This is a genomic window from Schlesneria paludicola DSM 18645 (assembly GCF_000255655.1).
Lineage (GTDB): Bacteria > Planctomycetota > Planctomycetia > Planctomycetales > Planctomycetaceae > Schlesneria > Schlesneria paludicola.
Map to the genome: position 1 here is coordinate 2,912,499 of NZ_JH636435.1, position 26,399 is coordinate 2,938,897.

General features: G+C 56.5%; 18 protein-coding genes. 10 read left to right on the forward strand and 8 right to left on the reverse strand.

Annotated features, from left to right (window positions below):
* Positions 1-276 precede the first annotated feature (276 nt).
* Positions 277-666 (forward strand): BlaI/MecI/CopY family transcriptional regulator, encoded by a 390-nt coding sequence (locus OSO_RS45815; protein ID WP_010586712.1) that lies wholly within the window; start codon positions 277-279, stop codon positions 664-666.
* Between the two features lie 187 nt (positions 667-853).
* Positions 854-2,980 carry a M56 family metallopeptidase gene (locus OSO_RS0130440; RefSeq protein ID WP_010586713.1) on the forward strand — a complete coding sequence of 709 codons (2,127 nt, stop codon included), beginning with the start codon at positions 854-856 and terminating at the stop codon, positions 2,978-2,980.
* Positions 2,981-3,219: 239 nt separating this feature from the next.
* Here the strand turns inward: OSO_RS0130440 and OSO_RS0130445 are convergent, their stop codons facing one another.
* The gene (locus OSO_RS0130445; protein WP_157605540.1) at positions 3,220-3,732 is read right to left on the reverse strand and encodes a hypothetical protein; all 513 of its coding nucleotides are present in this window, start codon (positions 3,730-3,732) and stop codon (positions 3,220-3,222) included.
* A gap of 403 nt (positions 3,733-4,135) precedes the next feature.
* Here OSO_RS0130445 and mnmG point away from each other — a divergent pair, with 403 nt between their 5' ends.
* The 4 genes from mnmG (at position 4,136) to OSO_RS45820 (ending at position 9,047) form a co-directional block, all read left to right on the forward strand.
* Positions 4,136-6,037, forward strand: coding sequence for a tRNA uridine-5-carboxymethylaminomethyl(34) synthesis enzyme MnmG (gene mnmG / locus OSO_RS0130450; RefSeq protein ID WP_010586715.1), 1,902 nt, complete (start codon positions 4,136-4,138; stop codon positions 6,035-6,037).
* A gap of 391 nt (positions 6,038-6,428) precedes the next feature.
* A complete protein-coding gene (locus OSO_RS0130455; protein WP_010586716.1) occupies positions 6,429-7,007 on the forward strand; it encodes a response regulator in 579 nt (192 codons plus the stop codon).
* Between the two features lie 108 nt (positions 7,008-7,115).
* Positions 7,116-7,838, forward strand: coding sequence for a sensor histidine kinase (locus OSO_RS0130460; RefSeq protein WP_162130572.1), 723 nt, complete (start codon positions 7,116-7,118; stop codon positions 7,836-7,838).
* A 186-nt stretch (positions 7,839-8,024) separates the two neighbouring features.
* A complete protein-coding gene (locus OSO_RS45820; protein WP_010586718.1) occupies positions 8,025-9,047 on the forward strand; it encodes a dihydrodipicolinate synthase family protein in 1,023 nt (340 codons plus the stop codon).
* Between the two features lie 106 nt (positions 9,048-9,153).
* Here OSO_RS45820 and OSO_RS45825 read toward each other — a convergent pair whose 3' ends face one another.
* Positions 9,154-10,254: an EAL domain-containing protein gene (locus OSO_RS45825; RefSeq protein ID WP_010586719.1), complete on the reverse strand. Its 1,101-nt coding sequence runs from the start codon at positions 10,252-10,254 to the stop codon at positions 9,154-9,156.
* Positions 10,255-10,294: 40 nt separating this feature from the next.
* Positions 10,295-13,156, reverse strand: coding sequence for a protein kinase domain-containing protein (locus OSO_RS0130475; RefSeq protein ID WP_010586720.1), 2,862 nt, complete (start codon positions 13,154-13,156; stop codon positions 10,295-10,297).
* Positions 13,157-13,563: 407 nt separating this feature from the next.
* On the opposite strand from OSO_RS0130475, the gene OSO_RS0130485 reads away from it, so the two are divergent.
* Positions 13,564-14,745, forward strand: coding sequence for a DUF6666 family protein (locus OSO_RS0130485; RefSeq protein WP_010586721.1), 1,182 nt, complete (start codon positions 13,564-13,566; stop codon positions 14,743-14,745).
* A 166-nt stretch (positions 14,746-14,911) separates the two neighbouring features.
* On the opposite strand, the gene OSO_RS0130490 is transcribed toward OSO_RS0130485, so the two are convergent.
* On the reverse strand, positions 14,912-16,162 hold the full coding sequence (locus tag OSO_RS0130490; RefSeq protein ID WP_010586722.1) for a bifunctional 3,4-dihydroxy-2-butanone-4-phosphate synthase/GTP cyclohydrolase II: 1,251 nt from the start codon (positions 16,160-16,162) through the stop codon (positions 14,912-14,914).
* A 276-nt stretch (positions 16,163-16,438) separates the two neighbouring features.
* Between OSO_RS0130490 and OSO_RS0130495 the strand changes: the two genes are divergently transcribed.
* Positions 16,439-19,786: an efflux RND transporter permease subunit gene (locus OSO_RS0130495; protein WP_010586723.1), complete on the forward strand. Its 3,348-nt coding sequence runs from the start codon at positions 16,439-16,441 to the stop codon at positions 19,784-19,786.
* Positions 19,787-19,929: 143 nt separating this feature from the next.
* On the opposite strand, the gene OSO_RS0130505 is transcribed toward OSO_RS0130495, so the two are convergent.
* Positions 19,930-21,036 carry a Gfo/Idh/MocA family protein gene (locus OSO_RS0130505; protein WP_010586724.1) on the reverse strand — a complete coding sequence of 369 codons (1,107 nt, stop codon included), beginning with the start codon at positions 21,034-21,036 and terminating at the stop codon, positions 19,930-19,932.
* Between the two features lie 282 nt (positions 21,037-21,318).
* Between OSO_RS0130505 and OSO_RS0130515 the strand changes: the two genes are divergently transcribed.
* Together OSO_RS0130515 and OSO_RS0130520 are read left to right on the forward strand one after the other, a co-directional pair.
* The gene (locus OSO_RS0130515; protein ID WP_157605541.1) at positions 21,319-21,888 is read left to right on the forward strand and encodes a hypothetical protein; all 570 of its coding nucleotides are present in this window, start codon (positions 21,319-21,321) and stop codon (positions 21,886-21,888) included.
* A gap of 70 nt (positions 21,889-21,958) precedes the next feature.
* Positions 21,959-22,588 (forward strand): 3-keto-disaccharide hydrolase, encoded by a 630-nt coding sequence (locus tag OSO_RS0130520; RefSeq protein WP_010586726.1) that lies wholly within the window; start codon positions 21,959-21,961, stop codon positions 22,586-22,588.
* Between the two features lie 77 nt (positions 22,589-22,665).
* On the opposite strand, the gene OSO_RS0130525 is transcribed toward OSO_RS0130520, so the two are convergent.
* The 3 genes from OSO_RS0130525 to OSO_RS0130540 all read right to left on the reverse strand — a co-directional run bounded on the left by OSO_RS0130525 (position 22,666) and on the right by OSO_RS0130540 (position 26,353).
* Entirely contained in the window at positions 22,666-23,475 is an 810-nt protein-coding gene (locus OSO_RS0130525) for a Swt1 family HEPN domain-containing protein (RefSeq protein ID WP_010586727.1), read from the reverse strand.
* A gap of 380 nt (positions 23,476-23,855) precedes the next feature.
* The gene (locus tag OSO_RS0130535) at positions 23,856-24,890 is read right to left on the reverse strand and encodes an endonuclease/exonuclease/phosphatase family protein (RefSeq protein ID WP_010586728.1); all 1,035 of its coding nucleotides are present in this window, start codon (positions 24,888-24,890) and stop codon (positions 23,856-23,858) included.
* A complete protein-coding gene (locus tag OSO_RS0130540; protein ID WP_010586729.1) occupies positions 24,887-26,353 on the reverse strand; it encodes a DUF1501 domain-containing protein in 1,467 nt (488 codons plus the stop codon). The genes OSO_RS0130535 and OSO_RS0130540 overlap by 4 nt, the downstream gene beginning before the upstream one ends.
* Positions 26,354-26,399 lie beyond the last annotated feature (46 nt).

Genomic DNA, 26,399 nt, shown 5'->3' on the forward strand with positions numbered 1-26,399 from the left:
ATTCCTTGTGGGGGCTCGGCTTTTCCATCGATTCCTGACGAACAGCCAATCGATATCTGAGCGTCGATCCGTTTGCCGCCGACAATTGAGAGATTGTGCCCGCCCTATTTTGGTTCAAAATACTTCATTCCATGTGGATTTCCGCATGGGAATCGGGAAAATCCCGACAAGATATTCCGAAAGAAATGGGTACAACCGATTGACATCAGCAGACATCGCGTCTTATCGTAGCGCTTTATCGATTTTCGTTCTTCGTAAATTGAGGTACAAGAACTTATGGCACGGACACCGCAAGACATCACTGACGCTGAATTGGCGGTCATCAATCTGCTGTGGGAACGCGGCCGAACGACCGTCCGAGATCTGACCGACACGCTGTACCCAGGTGGTACAGGAGCGCACTACGCAACCGTGCAAAAGTTGCTGGAGCGGTTGGAATTGAAGAAGTTCGTCAAACGCGATCGTAAGCCTTGGCCACACCAGTTCGAACCGAAAATCGATCGGGAAGAATTGATTGGCCGACGTCTGCAAGCAACGGCCGACAAGTTGTGCGAAGGCTCACTTGCCCCCTTGCTGTCGCATCTGGTCAAAGCGAAGCTCAACCCTGATCAGTTGAATTCGCTGCGCGATCTGCTTGATGACCTGGAACGAGAAAAAGGACGATAAGTCCGCGACCTGATTCCGATTGATTTTCGACATGTCTGTTGATGTCCGCATCATGCGGACGATGCTTGTCTGCCGCGTCACGCGGGTGGTGATGATTTTCCGTATCACGCGGAATCTGTTCGTCCGCCGCGTTTCGCGGATCGCATCTCAGTGAACCACATCGCCAGTCTTCGGGTCGGGGGGCGTCGTGCATTCGTTGCTGCAAATCGCGCTCATCAATGCCGTCGTGATCGTGCCACTGGCGGCCATCGCCTTCGGTGTGGGACGGCTGTCGCAACGCCCCGCACTCGCTCATCTGCTGTGGGTGTTGATTCTGGTCAAATTGCTGACCCCGCCCGTATGCCAGATTCCAATGGTCGACCGCGTCTGGCTGCAATCGACAACGTTACAGCTTCTGCCGAATCTGCTGACGGCGTCCGAACGAGTCACTGAACCGGCCCCTTTGGGCGAGCTGAATCGCCTCAATCCAGGGCTGGCGAGTCTGGCTGAAGACGAATCCAAGGTGGCGGTCAAAGGAGCTCGTCCTCGCACCTTGGCAGGGCAGGACAAAGCAGCCGCACTTCGAAACGACTCGGTGCTGTTGATCATCGCCGAGTGGGTACGAAGTGAAGTCTTCCCACAGGCCGCCACCGCAACGGTTGTGATCATCTGGGCATTGGGGGCCTTGACCTGGTTCGTCATTCAGGGAATTCGTTGCGTCCGATTCCGCTGGTCGCTCGCCCACGGCTCTGCGGCTCCACCGGAATTGCAACAGCTCTCGGACCGCCTGGCTCATCGAATGGGACTGTCCAAATCACCCGTGGTCTGGCTGATGCCAAGAATCATGTCGCCAATGCTGTGGGGAAACGGCGACGTCAACTTACTGATCTTCCCCGAACGCCTGCTGGACCGGCTTGATCAAGAGTCCACTGAAACTCTGCTGACGCACGAACTGGCGCATTATTGTCGCCGCGACCATTGGGTGCGAGTTGCGGCATTGATGGCGACGGGCTTCTACTGGTGGCATCCGGTTGTCTGGTGGGCCCGGCGAGAAATTGAGGCCGTCGAAGAAGAATGCTGCGATGCACTCGTTCTGAAGTCGGTCACATCACCGCCAAAGCGATATGCGGAAGCGATCCTGGAAGCCATCGACTTCCTGACCGAGACTCCCAGCCGACTGCCGCCGCTCGCGACCGGTTTGAGCCAGTTTCCGTTCTTACGCCAACGGCTGACATGGATCATGCGCGGCCCGCGAAAACAGGATTTTGGACACGCGGGTAAAGTTTTGTGCCTGATTCTGGCTTGTTCGCTGCCTCTGCAGCCGACCTGGCTTGCGGCCCATTTGCCGTCCCGAACCCCACCGATTTCGACCGTCGAGCAACCTGGGGCCTCACCGTCACCTGACATGCATTCTCCTGACAGCGGCACAGGTTCTGACGTCTTCGGTGATGTCGCGTCCATTTCGGCATCGACACCGCAAGACGCTTCGCTGTTCTCATCCAAGTGGACGGGCCTGGACGTTCGCTCGCACTCTCATGATCGACGTTTCATTCTGCTGGGAAACAAATCGACTCAAATTCTGCTCGACATGGAGTCTGGACAGGAATTTGACCTCAGCCCGTTCGACATCGTTTCCATCGCGTTCTCACCCAACTCGAACCAGTTCGCCACAATCGATGGTGATCGATTCCTGCGATTGTGGGACGCCGAAAACTGCGACGTGATCCAAACCTGGCAGATCCCGGGCGGCCCCGCCAAATCGGTTGATATCTCTGCCAACGGGCGGTGGATTGTCACCGGGGGACGCGACGGAATCGTCCGCATCTGGAGTGTCGCCAGCCAACGACCGTTCCGTGAATTACCCCGCGAATTGTCCTCGGTCAACTGCGTCCGATTCTCACCAGATGGTGAAATGCTGGCCGTCGCGACGGGTGATTGGAACGCACCACAAACCGGCCGAATCGCCCTGATCGACGTCGGATCGTGGGACGAGCGAATCTCGATGAACTGGAACTCTCCGGCTGCGGCTGTCGCATTCCGAGCAGACGGCCTGTCGCTGACAAGTGGAGATTGGCAGGGACGGATCGCCCGTTGGAGTACTGCAACCGGGGAACTTCTCGGCTTGACCAGCGGTCAGATGGAACTCCTGTCACTCGCCGAGTTCTCTCCGAATGGCTCAGTCCTCGCCGAAATCGAGGTCCCCGAGCTGCAAGACACCCGGATGTGGAAAGACGTGACACCAAACGAGCAGTTTGAGTGGCTGCTGAATAGCCTGTCCGTGATCATCCCAGGCAGCACCGCAGCACCGTCAAAGCTGAAGGCGGCCAACCCCTGATGCGGTCTCACCAGCAAGCCACCTGAGGCCGCACGACGGCTTCAGGCTCTCCTGACGCCGCTATCCCGATTCGGCAGCGTCGAGGACGCCCCGTCCCCTGCCGGGCCTCGCAATCCGCATTGCTGGCCATCGCGTCGCCGCCGAGTGCGCTCCGTCAAATGAAAACGCTCGTCAATCCGCAGGATCTGCCTGACTGACGAGCGTTGGATCAGACGATTGAAACAGTCGTCCGCGCGACGTTATTTCTGGGATTCGCGGAAGACGAAGTAGTCGACTTTTTCCAGTTCAACTGGCGGTGCAGGCTGTCCTTGGTTCCGATAGTAGAAGCGATAGCAGCCCACTTTGCCCGACGTCATTTCCCCAACATAGATCATGCCCAACGCGACGGTCGCCCCGCCGCCAGGAGCGGCGTTCGCTGACAGAAAACCCGAACCGGGAATAATGGTGTACATCGCCTTGCCACCCTTGCCCGACTTGAAGTCTTCAGCAACGTTCGCAAACCAGAAGTTGGTGAAACTATTGGTTTGTGAATTGAGCATCCCGCCCTGCAGGCGTCCTGTCACAAAATCGAGAACAAAAACCGCCTCGGGCAATCCCGGCGCAACGTCGACCGTACAAATCGCAAACTTCGCATCACGATCCGTCGCAACGGCGTAAGCGTGTTCGTAGGGCCAAAAGTAAGCCAGACAGAGCCCACCGATGACTCCACTCACCAACCAGAGCAGCCGACCTTCTTTTGCCTTTGATTTCATCAATCGATCCTCCAAACAGTACCGTCGAATGCGGACGCCGAGACAGTTTGTCCAACGGATGTTCGGCATGATCCGTTCGACTACAATTTACTGCACTTCCATCGAGGCGGCTAGATTGCAATCACAACCGCACGGGGAATGTCCAAAGTCCCACCGGCATTTTGGATGGAAATGTTGCATTGTGCGAAACTTGGCCCACCCTGGATGATCGCCATGGATTGTGAACCCTCGCAACGGCGCGGCCCCTCGCACTGAGGCAACGCTCGACAAAAATGCGGGCGGGGCAGCACCATTAAATCGACGGGGCATTTTGACGGAGCTTAGGGGCCCCGCCATACTTCACGTTGTTCCGCCCAAACCGGGCCTGACTGTCGTCGCCTGAGGCATCTGCTAATCTAAAGACATGATAACAAGCTATTACGATTTCGATGTGGTGGTGATCGGTGCCGGACACGCAGGCTGCGAGGCGGCATTGGCGGCCGCCCGCCTGGGTGCAAAGACCGCCCTGCTCACCATGAACTGTGACAGCGTCGGACAAATGAGCTGTAATCCGGCGATCGGCGGCGTGGCCAAAGGCCAGATCGTCCGCGAGATCGACGCTCTGGGCGGCGAAATGGGTCAGGTCATCGATGCGACCGGCATCCAGTACCGCATGTTGAACCTGAGCAAAGGGGCGGCGATGCACAGCCCGCGAGCTCAGGCCGACAAGAAAGCGTACCAGTTCGAAATGAAGCGCCGCATCGAAGACCAGGTGGGCCTCACTCTGCGACAAGAACTGGTCGAAGAGATTTTGAGCGAGCCCTGGCCTGCTGGCGAAGGCACTCTCGCACTTCCGACTGATTCCACGGAAAACGTCACGACACCCGCGTTTCAACTGACCGGTGTGCGTGTGCGAGGCGGAGGCGTTTATCGCTGTCGAGCGGCGATCATTACCACCGGGACATTCCTGCAAGCCATCATGCACACGGGCGAAGCCAAAACCGCGGGCGGACGAGCGGGCGATGGCACTACGGGAACGATGTCCGATTGTTTGACGCGATTGGGCATTGAACTCAGGCGATTCAAAACCGGAACCCCCTGCCGATTGAACGGGCGAACGATCGATTTCTCGGTCTGCTCGGAACAACCCGGCGACGCAGTCCCGCAGCCGTTCTCGTTCTTGAACGACACCATCAAACAATCGCAGATTTCGTGTTGGCTAACCGAAACCAACGAATACATGCACGGCCTGATACGGAACAATCTGCATCGCGCGCCGATGTATAGCGGTCAGATCCAATCCACGGGACCACGATATTGTCCATCGATCGAAGACAAAGTCGTCCGGTTCGCCGAGAAACCGTCACACCATATCTTCCTAGAACCGGAAGGCCGGAATACCTGGGAATATTACTGCAACGGAATTTCCACCAGCCTGCCTCGCGACGTTCAAGACGAAATGGTCCGCTCGATCCGCGGGCTCGAACGGGCCGAGATCATGCGGTACGGGTACGCGGTGGAGTATGACTTCGCGCCACCGACGCAGCTGCGATCGACGCTTGAAACCAAACGTGTCGAAGGCCTTTATTTCGCGGGACAGATCAACGGCACCACGGGGTATGAAGAAGCCGCCGGGCAAGGCCTGCTCGCGGGAATCAATGCGGCACTGAAGCTCGCGGGAAAACCGGCTTTGATCATCGATCGCAGCTTGGGCTACCTCGGCGTGTTGATCGATGATCTCGTCACCAAAGGGGTCGACGAGCCCTACCGCATGTTTACGTCGCGATCCGAATATCGATTGCTATTGCGACAAGACAATGCCGACCGCCGCCTGACCCCGCTCGGCCGCCGCATTGGGCTTGTTACGGACGAGCGCTGGAATCGACTTGAGCAACACGAAGGAGAAATTGCCCGCGGGCTGGAGTTGCTCGAAGCCATTCGGCACCAGGGTGCGACATTGGCGGAATGGCTGCGGCGGCCCGAGATCAACTGGGCCGAGTTGCAATCGATCTCGTCGGACGTCGCCACGCTTGCGATTGGCAAGCCGGCACAGGACCAGCTTGTGATCGAGACGAAATACGCGGGCTACATCAAACGGCAATCGGCAGAGATCGAACGCCAGTCCAAAATCCAGGTCGTTCGAATCCCTGATTCATTTAACTTCCAGGCGGTGGCACAGCTCCGCCGGGAAGCAAAAGAAAAACTGACCCGAATTCGGCCAACCGACCTGGGACAGGCGAGCCGTATCAGCGGCATCACACCGGCTGACCTGACAATTCTCCTCTTATATCTCAAAGAACCAGAGCGTCTCGCGAACGACGCATAGTCGAACAGGGGCGGACGATTTTGTGCAGATGCGGTAACACATGATCCGGAAGCAAGGCCATCAGGGACAACAAAACGAACCTAATGGGTAATCTCGGTTGAGTTTGCGCCCCTGGAGCTTTGAGAAGACGAACGAATGTTGACCGATTTGTCAGAATAGCTACAATCGGTACGCACGGAAGATTTGGAAGGTTCCGCGTTTTCTACCGATGCCGAGGTTAACGAAGGCTCGGCATGGTAGTTGGCGGTCTGGAGAATTCACGGAATACGAATTCAGATCCTTCTTGTTCGATTCAAACCTGTGGAAGGTCGTCTCTCATGGTGGGGAGATTTACTTCCAGCCCCCGGGCAATCCGTGGGCATGCCCCTGCAAAGGATGGAGGAGCAGCCATATGAAAACCGTCTTTACCACCGGCGAAGCGGCAAAGATCTGCAAAGTCAGTCAACAGACGATTATTCGTTGTTTTGACTCGGGCCAGCTTCGCGGATTCCGCGTGCCGGGCTCGCGTTTTCGACGCATTCCGCGAGACATTCTGTATCGATTCATGAAAGAAAACGGCATCCCTACGGATGCCTTGGAAAGCGGCCGTCGTAAGGCCCTGATCGTCGACGACGATGAAGAATTGGTCGAATTGATCCGGGACGCGCTCGAAGCGGATGGCCGTTTCGAAGTACGGATTGCCAATAATGGATTTGATGCCGGGATGATGGTCAAGGAATATCGACCTGACATCATCGTGCTGGACGTGATGCTGCCGGACATTAACGGTAAAGAAGTCTGCCAACGCGTGCGGATGGACTCGGCACTCGATGGAACGCAAATCATCTGCATCAGCGGGATGGTGGAAGCCGACAAGATCGCCGACTTGAAAGAGTGCGGCGCGAATGACTTCCTGCAAAAGCCCTTCGAGGTCGAAACGCTCGTCGAACGCATGTGTAAGTTACTGGATGTCGAACCCGTCGAAGCGTAATGCGAACGAGTTCGTTCAGCAGTACGATTGAAATATCCGCCATGAGGACGATGGGCAACCATCGTCCTCATGGCATTTCGTGCCGCGCTGCCGCAGGGCCATTTGCTGATGTCACACTCCACGGACCCCGTCGAGACAGATTCGAGTGACGGCTTTATCCTGCCTGACGCGGAAAAGCTGGAATCGCTGGCGGAGTTTGCGGCGGGTGCCGGGCATGAAATCAACAACCCCCTTGCCACAATCATCGGCCGCGCGCAGTTGCTGCTTAAGGATGAAACGAATCCCGAACGGCGTCAGATGCTCATGACAATTGGTGCCCAGGCGTACCGGATCCGCGACATGATCGGTGACACGATGCTGTTCGGACGGCCACCTCGCCCCGATGTCCGGGAACTTGACCTGCAAACAACCGTCGAAAACGTCGTTTCCAAGCAAGTCGACGAACTGAAGGTCGACAGATGTTCCGTGAAGGTCGAAATCAGGGAATCGATCCGACTTCGAGCCGACCCCGCGCAATTCTCAGTCGTGCTTAGCGAATTGATCCGCAACAGCCGTCAGGCACTTCAACCCGACGGTGGAGAGATTCTGATCTCGTCATTCGTACAGGCCGGATCCGCCATCATTGAAATTCACGATCATGGTCGGGGATTTACCGATCGCGAGCGTCGACACGCTTTCGATCCCTTCTTTTCAGGGCGACAGGCCGGTCGTGGCTTGGGTTTCGGCCTGCCGAAATGTTGGAGAATTATTCAACAACACGGCGGTACGATCAAAATCAGATCAACTCCCTCCGGCCCCACGATCGCGCACGTGACTTGGCCGACGGCGTAGGACGCGCGGTACAAACGCCCGCGATCGCGCCAAACTCCCCCCGAAACAGTTGACGCCAACCCGCAGCGAAAACCGATCTTAAAATTCGGCGGCGATGCAGGTGCCTGCTGCGGAGAAATCCGGTAAATTCTACGCCAACCAGAAAAGCTCTCAAACCTCACTAAATTGACATCAGCGAGCGTCCACATGGCCTCTAATGGCAAACTGCAGGGAATCTTCACGCCAAATATCGTCCCCCTGACCGACAAGGGCGAGATCCACGAAAGCGAACTTCGACGATATGTGGACTGGCTGATCGCCAAGGGTGTGCATGGCCTGTATCCCAACGGATCGACGGGCGAGTTCACGCGGTTCACGGCGGAAGAACGAATCCGGATCATGGAAATCATCTGCCATCAGGTGCGCGGCCGCGTCCCTGTGCTGGCGGGTGCCGCTGAAGCAAACGTTAAAGAGACCATTCGCGCCTGCGAAGCCTACTATGAAATGGGCGCGACCGCAGTCGCGATCGTGGCTCCGTACTATTACAAATCGAGCCCCAAGGCGGTTTACGCGTACTTCAAAGAAATCGGCGACAACACGCCCATCGACGTGACGTTGTACAACATTCCGATGTTCGCCAGCCCGATCGACGTGCCCACCGTGACGCGACTGGCAGCCGAATGTCCCAAAGTCGTCGGCATCAAAGATTCGTCAGGCGATCTGCCCCACATGATCCGCATGATTCAAGCGATCCGCCCCATGCGGCCGGAGTTCAGCTTCTTGACCGGATGGGACGCCGCGCTCATGCCGATGATTCTGATTGGCTGTGACGGGGGCACCAATGCCAGTTCCGGCGTCGTTCCGGAGTTGACACGAAAGCTGTACGATTTGACGGTGGCCTATCGGATTGATGAAGCCCGCGACCTGCAGTACGACATCGTCAAACTGTTCGATGCGATGCTGTATTCGTGTGAGTTCCCGGACGGGTTCCGTACAGCCGTTCGCCTGCGTGGGTTTGACACGGGTGTCGGTCGACAACCACTCAGCGATGAACAGCAGACCGATCTCGCCAAGCTGGCGAACACCTTGCAGTGCATGCTGGCCGAACATGGATTCACAGATGAACCGGTTTGCGGCTGCCCCGTCGGCAGTGGTTCAGGCAAACCCGAAGAGGTTTCAACCATTGTGCAGGCGGTGGTCGCGGAACTCAAACGCCGTGGATTGAGCTAACTCGCACAGCCACCCTGCCCTGGACGGACTAAGCCTCCACAGGGCAGTTGACGACGCCGCGCCACACCTCGTCACGGTCGAGTGCAACGCTGTCACCAGACAGATTTCACGAGACAAGCGATTCGGCCGCGGCGGGCTTTCCGTAGAGGTAACCTTGCGCGTGCGTGAAGCCGATCTCGCGGCAAACGCACGCTTCTTCTTCTGTCTCAATTCCCTCTGCCAAGGCATAAATCCCCAGATCACGAACCAGTCGCACCAGTCCAGCAACGACTTGCTGGCGCTGGGGAGCCAGATGGATATCACGAATCAGCCCGATATCGAACTTCAGATAATCAGGAGCGACTTCGGAAAGCTCTTTCAATCGCGCCTGTCCGGCACCGAAGTCGTCATAAGCAAGTTGAATTCTCAAAGCGCGCAATTCATCGCGAAAGTCGGCAATCTCGAGAGGTTCGCTAATCGCGGCTTCATGCAGTTCCAGCACAATCTGAACATCGGGCGCGGTAACGCGAAGTTGCGTCAGCGATTCGATCAATCCGGCATGCGGCTTTTCACTGGGGTGCGTATTCAGGAACAAGATTCCGGGATTCGGCAATGACTTCGCGGATTCGATTCCGTTTTCTCGGCACAGGACGCTAAGACGCGCGGCCTGGCTGACCCGTTCCGCCGCAGCGAACATGTCTTTCGGAGAAGAAAGCCCGGTCACAAAACTCCGAGCGAGAACTTCGTACCCAATCGTCCTGCAATCCGAGAACTGAACAATCGGTTGGAAGTACGGAACGACGGCACGATCAGACAAGAGCCGGTGGAATTGCCTGATCGCCGACTGCCATTCAGGCGGGCAGCTCACCATAGTCTGCAGCGGGTTTTCGAGCTGCATCCGCCCCACCATGAATTCGAACCCGGCAAATTGGACCAGGTCATGCTCACCGATTGGCGTGTCGGCCGAGATGCGTTCCCCGTTGACAAACGTACCATTCGTACTGCCAAGGTCGCGCACGAACAACGCTACTTCCGATGCAATGAATTCTGCATGAAGCTTCGACACGCTGGGATGGAGGAGACTGAGATTCAAGTCGGATCGGCGTCCCACTTGAAATCGCCCACTCGGGACGGAAATTCGTTGAGATTGCCCATCAGCACAAGCTCCGGTAATGAACCAAGAACTTGAGACCTCATTCGATGTGTCAAATGGCATCATGGAAAACATCGCAAACGGACCTAATTTGTGGCGTCGATACGCCGTGAATTCAAACTCGAATGGGATTCAACCCAATTTGCCTGATCGAATCGGGGAATTTGTGCGTGTCGGCAGCGACCAGATGAATTTCGTCCTGATAGGCTGTCATTACTCCCGGATCGGCCCAAATCTCGGGAGTAAGTAACAATCGATGAGGAGCAGCAGCACGCGCAAGTTGTCGGGTTCGATTGATTGTGGCACCGAAATAACGGACTTCATGTCGATCGCCGGTGACGAGTGCAGCACCTTGATGCAATGCCCCAGACAGCGGCCTGTCCCATGCTCGATCTGTCGTCAGCGCCGTCCATAGTTCCCTTGCCGCTTGCAGAGCAACCACCGGATCTGAGAAGCTCGCGAGGACCGCTCCGGAATCGCAATCGACCATAACCCCGCCGCGACGTTGAATTTGCCGTTCGGCGATTCGCTGAAAATCCTGGACGTGTGAATAAGCTCCGGAGTCACCCAATTCCTCGAACAGATCGTCGAATCGAGCAATCTGAATCGCCAAGAAATTCGACGTGGCGATCTCGATCAACATCCCTGGCGAAAGCGATTGCTCGGGAAACAGTTCGCGAAATACGGGCAAGGCGGTTGCATGTGCTGCCGTCAACGCGTCGGAACGTGACGCCGTACGTTCAATTCGAACCAATTGCTCATTGGGAAAGAAATTTTCGATCGCCAAACTCTGTGACCCAGCCCGCATCACCGCCAACGGTGTACGATTCGATCCCGGCACACAGCGGATTTGACCGTGCCTTGGCCCTGCTTCGGCATCCACTTCAATCGGCACTGCATAGGGCAGTATGGGCCCCCTTGCAATGTAGCTACCGGCTTTCAGCGACAAGGGCAACAGCACACGCTCGCCCGGCGACATGCGGACTTGAGCGATGACATGCCGAAAGTTTCCCGGTCCGCCCGCGCAATACGTCTTCGCGTCTGCAGAGCGCACTTCTGGATGGACCCGAAACACCAGTTCCAGCGAACTTCCAAACTCAATATCGAACTTCAACTGACAGGCCGAACAGTTGGCATGTTGCTCGATTTCACGAAGCGTGCCTTTGGCATCCGCGGCCAATCGACAGGATGGACAGATAATGTCCCAGTGCAGTGTGAGTAAACCCAAAGGGACAGCACGTAAGCACGCGTCAACAACGTCGTTCGCCGGTAAGTCAAACCGTCGCGCAACCGCATAGGGTTGGATTCGTGCCAAATCTTGTGGAGCTGCGTGACTGAGGAGTTCTCGAAAGACATCCACGATCTCGGTTGAAATTCCGACCGCCGACCATACGTCAAGGCGGCGCTCCAACCGCTGGCGCTGAATTCGCTTCAATGGCGACGTCTCTCCAAATGCATTGATCACCCGGTTGGATGAGAGTCGCTTGCTGACTGTGGCATCAATCCGGCGATAGATCCGATTGAGGTTTCGCTTCCCCTTGGCACCGACTTCAAACTGAGCCATCAGGTGACCGAAGACACCGCGTGGCTGAATCTTGACTTGATGTTTCAAATGGGTTTTGCCGGTTGGCAACGACACCAATTCGACCGAGCTCATGAACCAGACGAATGGTCCAGAAGGAAACTCGCGGAGGACACTAAACCGTTGCCCTTCAATCCATTCAAAGGGATGCTCTTCCCATTTCACGGCGATTCCCGCCAAGCGGAATTGCCCAAACTTGCGGATCCGACCATCGGAATCTGTCGTCGTCTCGTATGTGATCGGAGGCAAACCCGCTGCCTGATTGAAGCGATCGGTATTGCTGACAAACGGCCAGAGTGCTTCAGCGCTCGACTCAAGTTCCCACTCGAACTCCGCCTCGAATCGCCTCGTCCCGTCGTGAGTGGGCAAGACGGGATGAACAACGAATGCCGAAGAATCCCCGCTTTGAATCCGCAGAATCTCTTCGAGAACGGACGACGCGTCTGGTGGACGCTGCCCTGGGTGCTTGGCAAGCATCCGGCGAACGAGGTCAGCGGAAGCATCACTGATCCGCGGGTTCAAAGTTCGTACGTCCGTTGGTGCGTCAAAGCAGTGTGCGGTCGCAAGTTGGATCGGATCCGTCGCCGTAAAGGGCCTACGCCCCGCGACCAGCTCAAAAAACGTCACGCCGAGCGCATAAACGTCGGTTGCCGGCGACACGTCGTGAGCGCCGGTAAACTGTTCCGGCGACATGTAGTACGGCGTCCCCAGGAGCGCGCCGGTTTGAGTCAACTTGAGTGATTCCGTTTGATCAACATGTCGGGCCAGGCCAAAGTCGGTCAGCTTTACCGTCGGTCGTTGCGAAGAGTCACGGTCATCCAGAAGCACGTTTTCTGGCTTGATATCTCGATGCACCATTCCTTTGGCGTGTGCCGTCACGAGCGCGCGACACAAATCTCCGATAACCTCAAGTGCCGATGTCTCGTCGACGCGTTCAACGTTCTTCATCCAGCGCCGCAGATCACCCCCGCGCACAAACTCCATGACCAGGTATCGAAACTCACCTTCCATGCCCACGTCGAGCAAATTGGCGACGTGAGGGTTCTTGGCTTCCTCCAAGAGACGCGCCTCTTTTTCAAAGCGACGCATGGCATCCGATTGGGACAGAAGCCCCGCGGACAAGACCTTGAGGGCAACGTCCTGCCCGGTCACTGGGTCAATCGCCTGATAGACGACACCCATCCCCCCTTGACCGAGTTTTTTCACGACCTCATACCGACCAAACCGCATTTGTGCCGGTGCCAATGGACTGCATCTGGCGATGCGAGCAGAACCGGCACGAGTCTGATCAAGCGGTAAATCGGTGGAAACCGGCTCAAACATCGTCTTCATCGCTTCGAGCGAATCGGCGTCCCCCATCGCATCGAGCGTCAACTTTGGCGTCACGGTGTGCATTCCGCAGTTTTCCCGTCATTGACAGTCCGCTCAAAGCGAACTTGTCCTGCAATCTCGGACGACGTGCCGAATCCACCCAGCGTCATCGCAACAAGAGTGAAATCATGTGAAACCTTGCTCGCGACACTGCGTTTCGCAAATGCAACATTCTCTGATCCGCCATTTCAGCAATGACCTGAGCAGACTTCTATGAACCCTGCGGGGTGTAGGGTTTTTCCTGATCGAGCGGAAGTCGACAACTGTTCCGATCAACATGCATTCATTGAAAGCAGCCACAACAACTGTCGATCTGGTTAGCATCGCAAGTTTCGCGGTACCACGTGTGGGCCGTCAAAACCCGCACAATCGCTATCACCGTTCAATGGAATCTGAACGGCCGCAAACGCGTCGCTCAAGGAGTCGGGCAGATGATCAAGCTATTTTCGCCGTTGTTCATCATCATGTGCATCGGCTCGGCCGGATCGGCCCTGTCTGATGCAGGGGAGTCGCGGGACGGATCCACATTCGCACTCGCGCCGTCCGTATTCGATCTCGATTCAGACGAATCACTCGCGAACGGACACGCGGATCCCGTCGACGTCGCATCGGTGTCGTTGCCGACAATTCACCGAACTTCCCGACAACTGCGCGACGAACAAGAACGCCTTGCGCGTCGTGCGGCGCGCAGTCAGTCATCGCTTGATAAGATCTCACTGGAATTCGTTAGCCACGAAGCGGACGCGAACGTGGACGATGAAACCACCGATCATGGAATCACCCATGTCAGTCAAGTGACGGACGCAGGATGCTGGAAGCCGCTCGACACACTAGTTTTGTTTGGCGGCCTGGAAGGCTCAAAGCAACCACAAGACTTTGGAGTTAACGCAAATTTCGGCAGCCGCTGGGCCGCAAACTGGGGCTTTCCCTTGCTTGCAGAATATGGCCTGGGTGCACAAATCGGAACCTCGATCAACCAGACGGACAATGCCGTCCAGGTGTTTGAACGCGTTGGCGAGACGGCACACCGGACACAAAGTTTTTCGACCGTCGGCCTCTTTCAACGATATGACCGCTGGCGCTGGGGGTTGGGTTACGACTTCCTCTATGAATCGTACTACGACTCGTTCTTTCTTGGTCAGTGGCGCGGCCGCGGCGGATACGCGGTTACAGACGCTGACGAGTTCGGAATTTGGTTCACCGTCAGCCAGCACCACGATTCAGGCCTGTTCTTGAATTCCATCCCCGTGACGTTGACGCCGCTCTCACAAGGCAGTGCCTACTGGCAGCATCAGTGGTCGGCGGGCCCCCGCACGATGGCCTGGTGCGGCGTATCCGAAGGTCATGCACAGGCGAATCTGGCGTTAGGCGACCTCAAGAAAACGGGTCCCCAATTTGTGTTCGGTGCAGAAGTCGATGTTCCCCTGAATCGCTACTTCGCCATCTATGGACAAGCAAACTTCGTCAGCCCTGCCGATTCGGGAACCGTCGATTCCTATCTGGGTGTCGCGTACTACCCCAGTGGCCACGCCTTCCCGACAATGCGAAATCCGTTCACACCATTCCTGGCCCTTGCGAACAGCACGATGTTCTCGACAAACATCTCTCGCTGACGACTGTTCACGCCACGTGCCCCCTCACACGACACAATTCGCCGCTGATTTCGAGTGGAATTCACTCGGAACGAGCGGCGATGGCGTTTTCGAGGATTCCGGATAACCGCGCGCCCGCTTCGGATGACTCGCCTACCGCGGGACCTTGCACGCGCGGGAATCGGCTTCACTTCTTCGGAGTTTCTCCCCCAGGCAACTTGTGTCCCATCTTGTCACGCTTCGTCGCCAGGTAGGGCTCGCGCTGCTTTTCGTACGGGGCGATAATGGGAATCTGCTCGACCACCGTAAGATCGAATCCCGGAAACGCGTTGATTTTTTGTGGGTTGTTGGTCAACAGCCGAACCGAGGCCAGCCCCAGATCTTTCAAAATCTGCAGCCCAATCCCGTAGTCCCGCGAGTCCGCTTTGTAACCGAGTTTGTGATTGGCCTCGACGGTGTCATACCCCTGGTCCTGAAGTTGATACGCCTTCAGCTTGGCCAAGAGCCCAATCCCGCGACCTTCCTGCGGTAGGTAGATCACCGCTCCGACACCCTCTTCGTGAATCATCTGCATCGCCATATGCAACTGGTCGCCACAATCGCATCGCAATGAGTCAAGCACGTCTCCGGTGAAACAGGACGAGTGCACGCGCACCAGCGGTGCGGGCACCGATCGAAGATCACCCCAGACAATCGCCAGCGGCTGTTGCTCTTCGTATTGCACGCTGTAAGCAATCACCTTGAACCGACCGTAGTTGCGTGTTTCGAAGGGAGTCTCGACCTCACGTGTCACCAGTTGTTCGCTGCGGCGGCGATGCCGAATAATTTGATCGATCGAGATCAGGGGAATCGCGTATTCGTGTGAGAGGCGGCGAAGTTCGGAAATGTCCGCCATTCCGCCCCCTTTTTCACTCAGAATCTCGATCAGTACCCCCACGGGCTTCATGCCTGCCATCCGCAGCAGATCCACGGTCGCTTCGGTGTGACCCGCTCGCCTGAGCACACCGCCGTCTTTTGCCAGCAGCGGCATGAGATGTCCCGGCCGGACGAAATCGGACACTTTGCTCGACGGATCGGCCATTGCCAGGATTGTTTTCGTGCGATTGTCGGTACTGACACCACTTCCCGCGTCACGATGGTCAACGGGAGTCATGAACGGGGTCTGGTTCGGGGCGGTGTTCCGGTGGTTATCGACAATCGGTGACAGCCCCAATCGATCGGACGTCTCCTGCAACAGCGGCACACACAAGACGCCGGCCCCATGCCGCAACATAAAGCTCACCAATTCCGGGGTGATCGCCTCGGCAGCACAGACGAAATCCCCTTCGTTCTCGCGCGCTTCCGCGTCCCAAACCATCACCAGTCGGCCGGCCTTCAAGGCGTCCAGTGCTTCATCAATTGGCGAAAACTGGTCGAGACTGTTCGCAGGTACATTCATCTTGGCGATCGCTCATGTCGGAAACGGAAATAAACCATTGCAGGATTGTAGGCGATTGTGCCCATGAAACGCAGCAATGCCTCAAATTGGCCGCATTTTTGCCATGGATTCGCCAGGATGCCGTTCCAAACTTAAAGTAAACGAAAGCTCGTTCGCACTCGCGTAAACTGCCGCCGATTCGATATCCTGATCTTGCGTGCCAACGTCCTTCCCAAATCGTGTCTCCTTTGACGGAGTCAGGTTTGCTCGCCCCCGCATCCTTCCAAAGCTGCATGCATGTTTTCTCGCTTCTTTATTGATCGTCCGATATTTGCATCGGTGTTGTCGATTGTGATCACGTTGTGCGGTGCCATCGCGCTGTACACCCTGCCGATCACCCAATACCCCGAAATCACTCCGCCCACGGTGGAAGTCTCGGCCATTTATCCAGGTGCAAACTCACGAGTCGTGTCGGACACCGTGGCCGCTCCGATCGAACAGCAAGTCAATGGCGTTGAGGGCATGATGTACATGTCTTCACAGTGCACCAATGACGGAGCTTATTCACTGACGGTGACATTTCGACAAGGCACCGACCTGAATCTGGCACAGGTTCTGGTTCAAAATCGTGTCGCCCTCGCACAGCCAATTTTGCCCGGACTGGTGCAGCGCCGCGGGGTGACGGTCAAAAAGAAATCACCCAGCGTGCTGATGATCGTCAATTTGTTCTCGCCCGATCGCAGTCGCGACAATCTGTACCTCAGCAACTACGCGACGATTCAATTGCGTGACGAACTGTCACGTCTTCCCGGCGTCGGCGATATCACCTTCCTCGGACAGCGCGACTATAGCATGCGGGTCTGGCTCGATCCGCAACGGCTGGCCAGCCACGGACTGACGACGGAAGACGTGGTTCACGCCATCGAACAACAGAACGTGCAGGTCGCGGCAGGTCAGATTGGCCAGCCCCCGGCTCCCAAGGACCAGGTCTTTCAGTTCACCATGACCACGCTAGGTCGACTTTCCGAGGATGAGCAGTTCTCGGAAATGGTGCTCAAGACCGAGGCTGACGGGTCGCTGGTTCAACTCAAGGATGTGGCAAGAACCGAACTGGGGGCCCTCGGCTACGATCAACTGTGCACGTTGAACTCACAACCCTCGGTCGCACTTTCGGTCTATCAGCTTCCCGGATCGAATGCCCTGGCGACAGCGCAGCTCGTTCGCACCAAGATGGAAGAATTGAAAAAGGGCTTCCGTGGCGGCATCGACTATGACATCGTCTACGACACGACGCCGTTCATCAAAGAATCCGTCAACGAGGTCTTTCATGCGCTGCGCGATGCGATCATCCTCGTCGCGATTGTCGTGCTGGTGTTCCTCCAAGGATGGCGTGCCGCCGTCATCCCATTGGTTGCCGTGCCAGTCGCCGTCGTCGGAACGTTTGCCGCGATGGCGGCGTTCGGCTTCAGCCTGAACACGTTGACGCTGTTCGGACTGGTGCTGGCAATCGGGATCGTCGTCGACGACGCAATCGTCGTGGTCGAAGCGATCGAACGACACATTGAGGAAGGGAAAGCACCGCGCGATGCAGCCATTCACGCGATGGACGAAGTGGCCGGTCCTGTGATCGCCGTGGGACTGGTGCTGAGCGCCGTGTTCATCCCCTGCGTCTTCATCACTGGCATCGTCGGACGATTCTTCCAGCAGTTCGCACTCACGATCGCCATTTCCACCGTGATCTCGGCGTTCAATTCTCTGACACTCAGTCCGGCCCTGGCCGTGTTGCTGCTGAGGCCGCGCCATTCCCATGCCGGAGGCTCACCCGCCGCAGCGTCACAGGGAGGACATGCGGCGCATCCACAACACGAAGCCCTTCCACGGGCGATCGTATTAATGATCGGCGCCTGGGTGGGTTATCTTCTGGGTCCCTCGATTGCGCCGCAGTTGGGCGATGGTCTGAAGCCTGTTTTCACGGTCATCAGTCCTGAGCTTCTCGGTGGGATCATCATGATCGCCGTGGCGTTTGTCGGCTTCCGAGTGATCAATTTCCTGCTCAGCGGTTTCTTCAGTTGGTTCAATCGTGGCTTCAACGTCGTCACCAACATCTATGCGACAATCGTGGGTGTTTGTCTGCGAGCCAGTGTCGTGGTCTTGCTGGGTTACGTCGGCTTCATCTATCTCACCTACTATCTGTTTCTGATTTCGCCGGCCGGATTCATTCCTTCACAGGACAAGGGATATCTGCTGGTCAATGTCCAATTGCCCGATTCGTCGTCGCTTGATCGCACCAGCCGTGTCATGCAGCGGGTCGAAGAGCTGGCTGCCTCGACCGAGGGCGTCAAGCACACGGTGGGTATCGCCGGCCAATCGATCGTGCTGGGCGCGAACGCCCCCAACTTTGCCACCGTCTATCTGATGCTCGAGGAATTCCATCATCGCCCCCATCAGACCGCCGACCAGATTGCCGGGGATCTGAAGATCATGCTCGAACGGGAAATCCCCGAGGCCATGATCAATGTGTTTGGTGCTCCGCCCGTCGATGGGCTGGGAACCGCAGGCGGCTTCAAGCTCGTGATTGAAGACCGAGGTGACAACGGCGCACGGGCTTTGCAAACCGCCAGCCAGCAACTGGTCGACGACGGCGCCGCAACCGAGGGCCTGACAGGATTGTTCTCGAGTTTCCGAGCCGATACGCCTTGGATCTTTATCGACATCGATCGCAAAGCGGCTCGCACGCGCGGCATTTCGCTGGCGAATCTGTTTGAATCGCTGCAAGTGGGATTTGGTTCGCTGTACGTGAACGACTTCAATCGATTCGGCCGCACCTGGCAGGTGAACGTTCAATCCGACGCTCAATTCCGAATGGCCGCCAAGGACCTGAAGCGAGTGCTCGTCCGCAGTGAACGCAATGAACTGGTCCCGCTGGCGGGCGTGGCCTCAGTCCGCGAGGTGACGGGCCCCGTCATGGTCATTCGATACAACCTCTACCCCTCCGCCGTTGTCAACGTCAACGGCACTGCGGGGACCAGCTCGGGCCAAGTCATCGACCGCATGAACGGGCTGTCGCAGAATGTTTTGCTGCCCTCGATGAGCGCCGAATGGACCGAACTGGCGCTGCTGCAATTGGAAGCGGGAAACACCGCCATGTTCGCCTTCCTGCTGGCTGTCGTGCTGGTGTTCCTGGTGCTCGCCGCACAATACGAAAGCTGGTCGCTGCCATTGGCGGTGATTCTGGTTGTCCCAATGTGCCTTCTGTGTTCGCTGATCGGTGTCTACATGGCTCGCATGGACATTAACATTTTCACACAGATTGGATTCGTCGTGCTGGTTGGACTGGCCTGCAAGAACGCGATTCTGATTGTGGAGTTCGCTCGTGCCCGCTGCCTGGCGGGGCTGAATCGCCGTGACGCGACTCTCGAGGCCTGCCGCTTGCGACTGAGACCGATCATTATGACCTCATTCGCATTCATCCTTGGCGTCGTTCCCTTGATGATCGGCAGCGGGGCCGGCTTCGAAATGCGACAGACTCTGGGTGTCGCCGTATTCGCGGGGATGCTGGGCGTCACCCTGTTCGGGATCTTCCTGACTCCCGTCTTCTTCTATGTGATCCAAGGTCTGACCCGAACACCCAAGCCCGTCGAATGACGATCAGCGATGTTCTCGCCTGACGGAACGAAATGGATCAAAAAAAGGGAGATGCGCGTTGCTCGCGATCTCCCTTTTTTCGCTTGTGAACAAGCTCCGTTGCGATTTCATCAAACGCACGAGCGTACCGTCACGCGTTCTGATCAGCGATAGGACGGTACATCAATCCACCGTCGTTCTGCGTACGACTGGAGCACGGCGTCGGCAACCGCCTGAGCACTGGCTCCATCATCAAACCCTGGTACCGCATCGCGTCCTTCGACAATCGCGCTGACCAATTCAAAGACCAAGTCATACCGGAAGACCGTACTGGGCTTTCCATCCGCGGGATTGCGCGGGCTCTTCACGGGCTTCATGAATTCGGCAGGAACAAGAGACTTCTCCATCGTCCCCCCATGTTTGCCGACCAGGATGTAGTTTGGGTCCACAAGCTGATAGACCGCCGATCCCTCACTGCCGTTGACTTCCGCCCACTCAAATCCCACACCACCATTGTGGTGTCCCTTCATGAGCGTGCTGCCTTCCCAGACCCCAACGGCTCCCGATCGGAAGGTCCCAATCAATGCCGACCAATCATCGACTTCTGACGGCGCGCAAGGCGTTCCATCGGCCGTCTTGTCTCGTGGGACAAACGTTTTCACAGCGCCGCAGACGCTTTGAATTGGCCCCATCAGGTCCTGTGCAAAGTCGATTCGATGCGTCGTCATATCGTACAGGTCGCCCGCTCCGGCCAATTTCTTGTATTGCCGCCAGCCCCAACTGGTCTCCGGAAGGTCCAGGAATCGTTGACTGCGAAAATGTCGAGGTTCACCCAACGCACCACTCTTCAGAAGATGCCGCAGATATCGCATCGACGGTGCAAAACGATAGGTAAACGCCGTCATGTGCCGCACGCCTTTGGCTTTCGCGGCCTGATACATTTCATCCGCTTCGGCATAGCTGACACCAAGCGGCTTCTCACACATCACATGCTTGCCTCCGGCAATGCAGGCGAGCGCAATGTCTTTGTGGGTGAAATTCGGTGTGGCGATAATGACCGCATCAAGATCGGGATCATTCGCAATCTGTTCATAGTCGGTGGTGTACTTGGCTGGCCCCCACTCGTTTTTCCGCTGATTCAGCAATTGTTCATTCGGATCGCAGACCGCCGCCAGTTCGCATCGATCGTCGACACGAATGCCGGGCACATGATGAAAGTCGGACACAAGACCCGCACCGATAATTGCAATCCGAACTTTTTCGTTGGCCATTTCAGTCTTTCGTGTTTCCGTGAACTATCGCGGCGAATAACATGGATCGTCGCGAGGCGAATTGTTTCAAGTGGTTCGATAGTTTGCAAACTTGCACGAATGACATCCGGCGCGTTCTGGTCGCAATTCCATGTGTGATTGGACTTCAACGTCGTTAAAGTTCTCTAAACGACGTTGAGGTCCAATCACCGCTCACAGGCAGGGGACTGGCTCATTTTCCCGCGGTCAAGGGAAGGATGACCCCAGTCGATGCACTGGGGATTCCAATCGAACCGGTGAAATGTGCCTGTCCCCCGCCCTTTGGGCTGGGGACGGCACCCCTGTTCGCCAACAGGCCATGTTGCCGTATCCGCCCACAACCCGGAACAAGTGAGGTCCAACTTCTCTGAAAAGCGAACACCAACCCGCGATTCCACAGAAGACGCCATCTCGACAGAACTTTGGAAGTGGGCCCGACTTTCCGATACATGTATCGATGAACGGCAGAGTGCGGAAGCTCGCCTGGCGCTGCTGCTTGAGTATTACCTTTGTGGGCTGTTCCTGCTGATTCCGTTTACGCGAGATCGCGGCATCTGGTGCGATGGAGTTGTCGATTTGTGTTTGAAAAGATTGCCTCGGGGATCATTCTTGTTGAAAGGTGCCGCCTACTGCCCCGATGCGGTGAGCCCTTTCGAACTGGAACTCCATTTTGCCAACCGACTCGATCTGCAAACAAATCGAATGGTGTTGCGTTTTGGGACTCTCAATCACGCTGGGGAGCTGCGTCGGTTCCCAGGGCATGACAAGTATCAAAGGCACTGGCCTCAATCTGTTGATGATTGGGCTGTGCATGTCGAACTGACCCCCGAATGAGGCGTCAATTCGGCCATCGAAAAATGGCGTCGTCACGAAATGGATCGGCTGACCTTCTGGAGACTCTGAATTGTTCCCTCGAAGCCTCACCCTCAACGCATGGATTGTGCTCGGATTGCTTTGCTGCACGGTTGCGTCTAGCGATGATGCGGAATTTCAGCCGCTCTTCAACGGAAAAGACCTCACCGGATGGGAAGGCGACATGTCACTTTGGAAAGTCGTCGATCAGACGATTGTGGGGGATTCGCCGGGAATCAAACACAATCAGTTTCTCGCGACGAAAGACGAGTTTTACGATTTTGAGTTAAGGCTCGAATTCCGCCTGAAAGACGGGATCGGAAACTCGGGTGTTCAGTTTCGTTCCCAGCGCGTCACGGATAGTACCGAAGTGTCGGGCTATCAGGCGGACGTGGGCGAGAAATACTGGGGATGCCTTTACGACGAATCTCGCAGGAACAAAACACTCGTCCAGGCACCGGCCGATCTCGAAAAGAGCCTCAAGAAAGGAGACTGGAATGAGTACTCGATCCACGCGCAAGGGGATCACATTCTGCTGAAGCTAAACGGAGTCACCACCGTCGACTACCGTGAACCCGATCGAGAGATTGCTCGCAAAGGAATTATTGCATTGCAGGTCCACAGTGGCGGTCCACTGAAAGTCGAATTCCGAAATCTACGAATCAAAAAGCTCAGCCAATAACGAAAGCTTGTGATTCGGAGCCCTGTTTCGACGACATCGGCCGATTCGCTGCAGCAATCCGTCAAAACGACACCTGATCAACCGACAGACACCGTCGCGGGATGCTGTCTCCGACTGTCATCGCCCGACTGCGGACGTGATGCCATCGCGCGTCCGCCCTTCGATTCGTGACGTGGTGCGGGATTGCAATATGGGCAGTTCTCGCTGTAGATCACCTTCCGACATTGACCACATTCGTGCACACCATACGCGGGTGGTGATGCCTGGAAACGTCGGTAGATCAAGTAGACGAAGACAAACAAGGTGAACCCCACGACGAATCCCGACGACATCGGGTGACGGTCACCCCACATCAGGATCATCATTGTCATGATCGCCGCCGCACAGACGGCGTACAGTCCGACATCGACGAGTCGAGCACGGTTGAAACGAGCGCGTGCCAGTTCCTCATTGACGCGTCGACCAAGCTTTTCCCGTAACAGGTCAAACTTCTGTTCTTCGACTTGCGAGGCAACGCTCTCCGCGCCGCAAGCCACCAGCAACCGCTGCACACTATCGAGCACACGGTACGCATCGTCTTCGGTCATTGTCGTTTGATGAGCCCAGCGGTTACGGAACTCGCGTAATTCGCTGACAACACTGCGCTCAATCAGCCCCAGAGACCGCCGGAAGACAGAATTCCAGGTATCCCACATGACTGTCAACATCGCCTGCGCGTCCCAGCGAAAGCAACCGGGCTGAACCGTCGCCTGGCTGCGGCAACTCACTCGTACGGTGTCTTCCCACCGTTCACCATACGCGGCACGCAGCGATTGCTCAAAAAACGGGAACAGCCCTGAAGAGAGCAGTTCGAGCGCGACGCCGATACGTTGGTGGTTGGTGTTCACGAAGGTCCCTCGACGCGAAATGACGTTCGCTCGTCACATGACGGCCATCAGACGGCTCCGTCAATCATGTCAACTTCTCTGAGCCTGAATGTTGGAGAGGCATCAACCTCAATCGAAATCCTAGAGACCAGAAATGGGCAAAGGAAATTCGATCTGCGTGCCGTCTTTCAATTTTGCAAAGATGCGAATTTCGCACCCAAAAGGATCGCTACATCCAGCACAACTGGACCATTCTGCCGATCAACCAGCGACATCGACGTGAGAACTCTTTTCCGTCGCCTTGAAGCCCGATTGGGCTGTGGAAATGACGGAAATGGGCTCCGTCCAGATTCGAAAGGTCATCAATCCCCTGCCCCCTGTCCTCTTGTTCCAACGGGCGGCTAAGGTTCGATCGAGAGGTGGCATATAATCGGGCGATGATCGCTCAGGCTCGTCCATTCGTTCTGGCACCGCGAAACATGCACCTTTCCGTTGGTCCACATCTGGTCGATCGCCAGGACCGGAAAAGGAACCGGCCACGTCGCCGCATAGCCTGATCCTCGGTGGCGAAACGCCTGCTGATGCTGTTGCCGAAGAGGTTCAAACCAGACGGAATCGTCCGGCGTATTAAAGTCGCCCATGATGATCACGGGACGATCACTCAAGCGTTCTGCGAGATCCGCCAGCGCTTGCAGGGGACGTCGACGCGATCGATGCAAATCACTCGCGATGTCGACCAAAAGTACCGAAAATTCGATCCCGTCAACTCTCACCTGGAATTCTTCGCAGTAGGAATGAATCGACAAATCATGAATCTGATGAGAAACAACGGTTCCCTTCACGGCAATCAATGAACCGAACACGGTTTGCGCGATCTCATACCCAGGAAGCTGCTGCTGCCAGTGATCAAGATGAATCCGGTACTGTTCATCCGCCTCGACAAGTCCGACAACCACGGCGTCCAGATCCCTTAACCGAGCGCCGATGCGGTCGATTCCCCTCACCACGCGTGCCACATTCCAGAAGACCACACGCTTGTCGCCGGAACTCGTTGGTCGTGGACGAAAATCGCATTCGGAATAGACGGTCCAGCCCGCGAAGACGAGGGCCGCAAGCAGACTGAGTCGCGATTGCGACCATCGAAACCAAGGGCGTGTCGAACGGGCTGAACGTCGCCAAAAGAGCATCCGCCCGCTGACGACCGCCGCAATGATCATCCACACCGCCATCGCGGGAATCGGTGTCATGTAATAGACAAGAGCCCCTGGAGAAGCACGATCTCGGATCGTCACACGCAAACCTACTCCGCATGCCACCAGACACCAAATGGTACTGGCTACCACGTGACGAGCGACACACAGGCAGAACTGAGCACGTTGCCATCCAGAACGACGAATTGGGGTGATCGCGACCTGCTTAGCAGGAGGATCACTCATGCGAGCAGATCCTTGACGATCTCTCCATGCACGTCGGTCAAGCGGAAGTCACGCGCGGCGTAACGGTACGTCAGCTTTTCGTGATCGAATCCCAGCAGATGCAGCATCGTCGCATGCAGGTCATGCACCGAAACTTTCTTTTCGACAGCCTGGAATCCGAACTCGTCGGTCGCCCCATGGACGTATCCGCCCTTGACTCCTCCGCCCGCCATCCAGACGGTGAACCCATGGTGGTTGTGATCTCGCCCATTGATCTTGCCTGCGTTCGCCCCCGGAGTTGGCAATTCCACTGTCGGTGTCCGGCCGAACTCACCACCCCACAGGACGAGTGTCTCGTCCAGCAGCCCGCGTTCTTTGAGATCGGTCAGCAGCGCCCCGATCGCCTTGTCACACTGGTCCGCCAGTTTGCGATGATTCTGTTCCAAGTCGTCGTGATTATCCCACGGCTGGCCTTCACCGTGCCAAAGCTGGACAAATCGAACGCCGCGTTCAATCAGCCGCCGGGCAATCAGCAGTTGGCGAGCCTGAACCGACGTCCCATACGCTTCCTGCACATGCTTCGGCTCCTGCTCGATATTGAATGCATCCGTTGCCTCCATCTGCATGCGATACGCGAGTTCAAAGGAATGAATCCGTGATTCCAACGCCGCCTCGTGATCACGCAGATCGGCATGCTTTCGATTGAGCTGCTGCAAGAGATCCAACTGACGGCGCTGCTCGACGCGGCCGATCTGATCGTTGCGAATGTTCTCGATCAGGCGTTCGATCTCTTTGTGGCGTGTATCGATGTACGTTCCCTGATAAACCCCCGGCAAGAACGCCGATCGCCAGTTCTGGGCACCGGTGATCGGCAGGCCATTCGGACACATCGCAATGAAGCCGGGCAGATTCTGGTTCTCGGTCCCCAGTCCATACGTCACCCATGATCCGAAACTCGGACGGGGCAAGCGCCCATCGCCGCAGTTCATCAGCATCAATGACGGTTCGTGATTCGGAACTTCGGCATGCATCGAGCGAATGACGCAGATGTCATCCATATGCTGAGCGGTATGGTTGAAAAGTTCGCTGACCTCAATTCCGCTCTGACCGTACTTGGCAAACTTGAATGGAGATCCCATTGCCGCGCCGGTCTTACGCTCCGTCGGCAAATTCGTTGTCGGCAGAACTTGGCCCGAATACTTCGTCAGCGACGGCTTGGGATCAAAAGTGTCGACGTGCGACGGACCACCATTCAGGAAAATATGAATGACGTGCTTGGCCTTGCCCGCATACTGCGAAGGCTTGGAACTCATCGGCGACGTTGCGTCAGCGGCGATCGTTGCCGCGTGTGTCGAGCCAGTTCCCTGACCCATGACACTCGCCAATCCAAGCGCCCCCAATCCCGTGCCGGAGCGATGCAGAAACTCACGCCGCGTCGCGGGAAGAGAAATATATTGCTGGAAGTTCACAGCCGTGTCCTTCATGCCGAGTATCAAGAGTACAGATCGACGAAGAGCCCATTCGGGGCGC

Coding starts and splice junctions, on each gene's coding strand:
- mnmG (WP_010586715.1), top strand. CDS start 4,136: ATGATAACAAGCTATTACGATTTCGATGTGGTGGTGATCGGTGCCGGA.
- OSO_RS0130495 (WP_010586723.1), top strand. CDS start 16,439: ATGTTTTCTCGCTTCTTTATTGATCGTCCGATATTTGCATCGGTGTTG.
- OSO_RS0130460 (WP_162130572.1), top strand. CDS start 7,116: ATGTCACACTCCACGGACCCCGTCGAGACAGATTCGAGTGACGGCTTT.
- OSO_RS0130490 (WP_010586722.1), bottom strand. CDS start 16,162: ATGAATGTACCTGCGAACAGTCTCGACCAGTTTTCGCCAATTGATGAA.
- OSO_RS0130540 (WP_010586729.1), bottom strand. CDS start 26,353: ATGAAGGACACGGCTGTGAACTTCCAGCAATATATTTCTCTTCCCGCG.
- OSO_RS45825 (WP_010586719.1), bottom strand. CDS start 10,254: ATGTTTTCCATGATGCCATTTGACACATCGAATGAGGTCTCAAGTTCT.
- OSO_RS45815 (WP_010586712.1), top strand. CDS start 277: ATGGCACGGACACCGCAAGACATCACTGACGCTGAATTGGCGGTCATC.
- OSO_RS0130455 (WP_010586716.1), top strand. CDS start 6,429: ATGAAAACCGTCTTTACCACCGGCGAAGCGGCAAAGATCTGCAAAGTC.
- OSO_RS0130535 (WP_010586728.1), bottom strand. CDS start 24,890: ATGAGTGATCCTCCTGCTAAGCAGGTCGCGATCACCCCAATTCGTCGT.
- OSO_RS45820 (WP_010586718.1), top strand. CDS start 8,025: ATGGCCTCTAATGGCAAACTGCAGGGAATCTTCACGCCAAATATCGTC.
- OSO_RS0130445 (WP_157605540.1), bottom strand. CDS start 3,732: ATGAAATCAAAGGCAAAAGAAGGTCGGCTGCTCTGGTTGGTGAGTGGA.
- OSO_RS0130475 (WP_010586720.1), bottom strand. CDS start 13,156: ATGCACACCGTGACGCCAAAGTTGACGCTCGATGCGATGGGGGACGCC.
- OSO_RS0130485 (WP_010586721.1), top strand. CDS start 13,564: ATGATCAAGCTATTTTCGCCGTTGTTCATCATCATGTGCATCGGCTCG.
- OSO_RS0130505 (WP_010586724.1), bottom strand. CDS start 21,036: ATGGCCAACGAAAAAGTTCGGATTGCAATTATCGGTGCGGGTCTTGTG.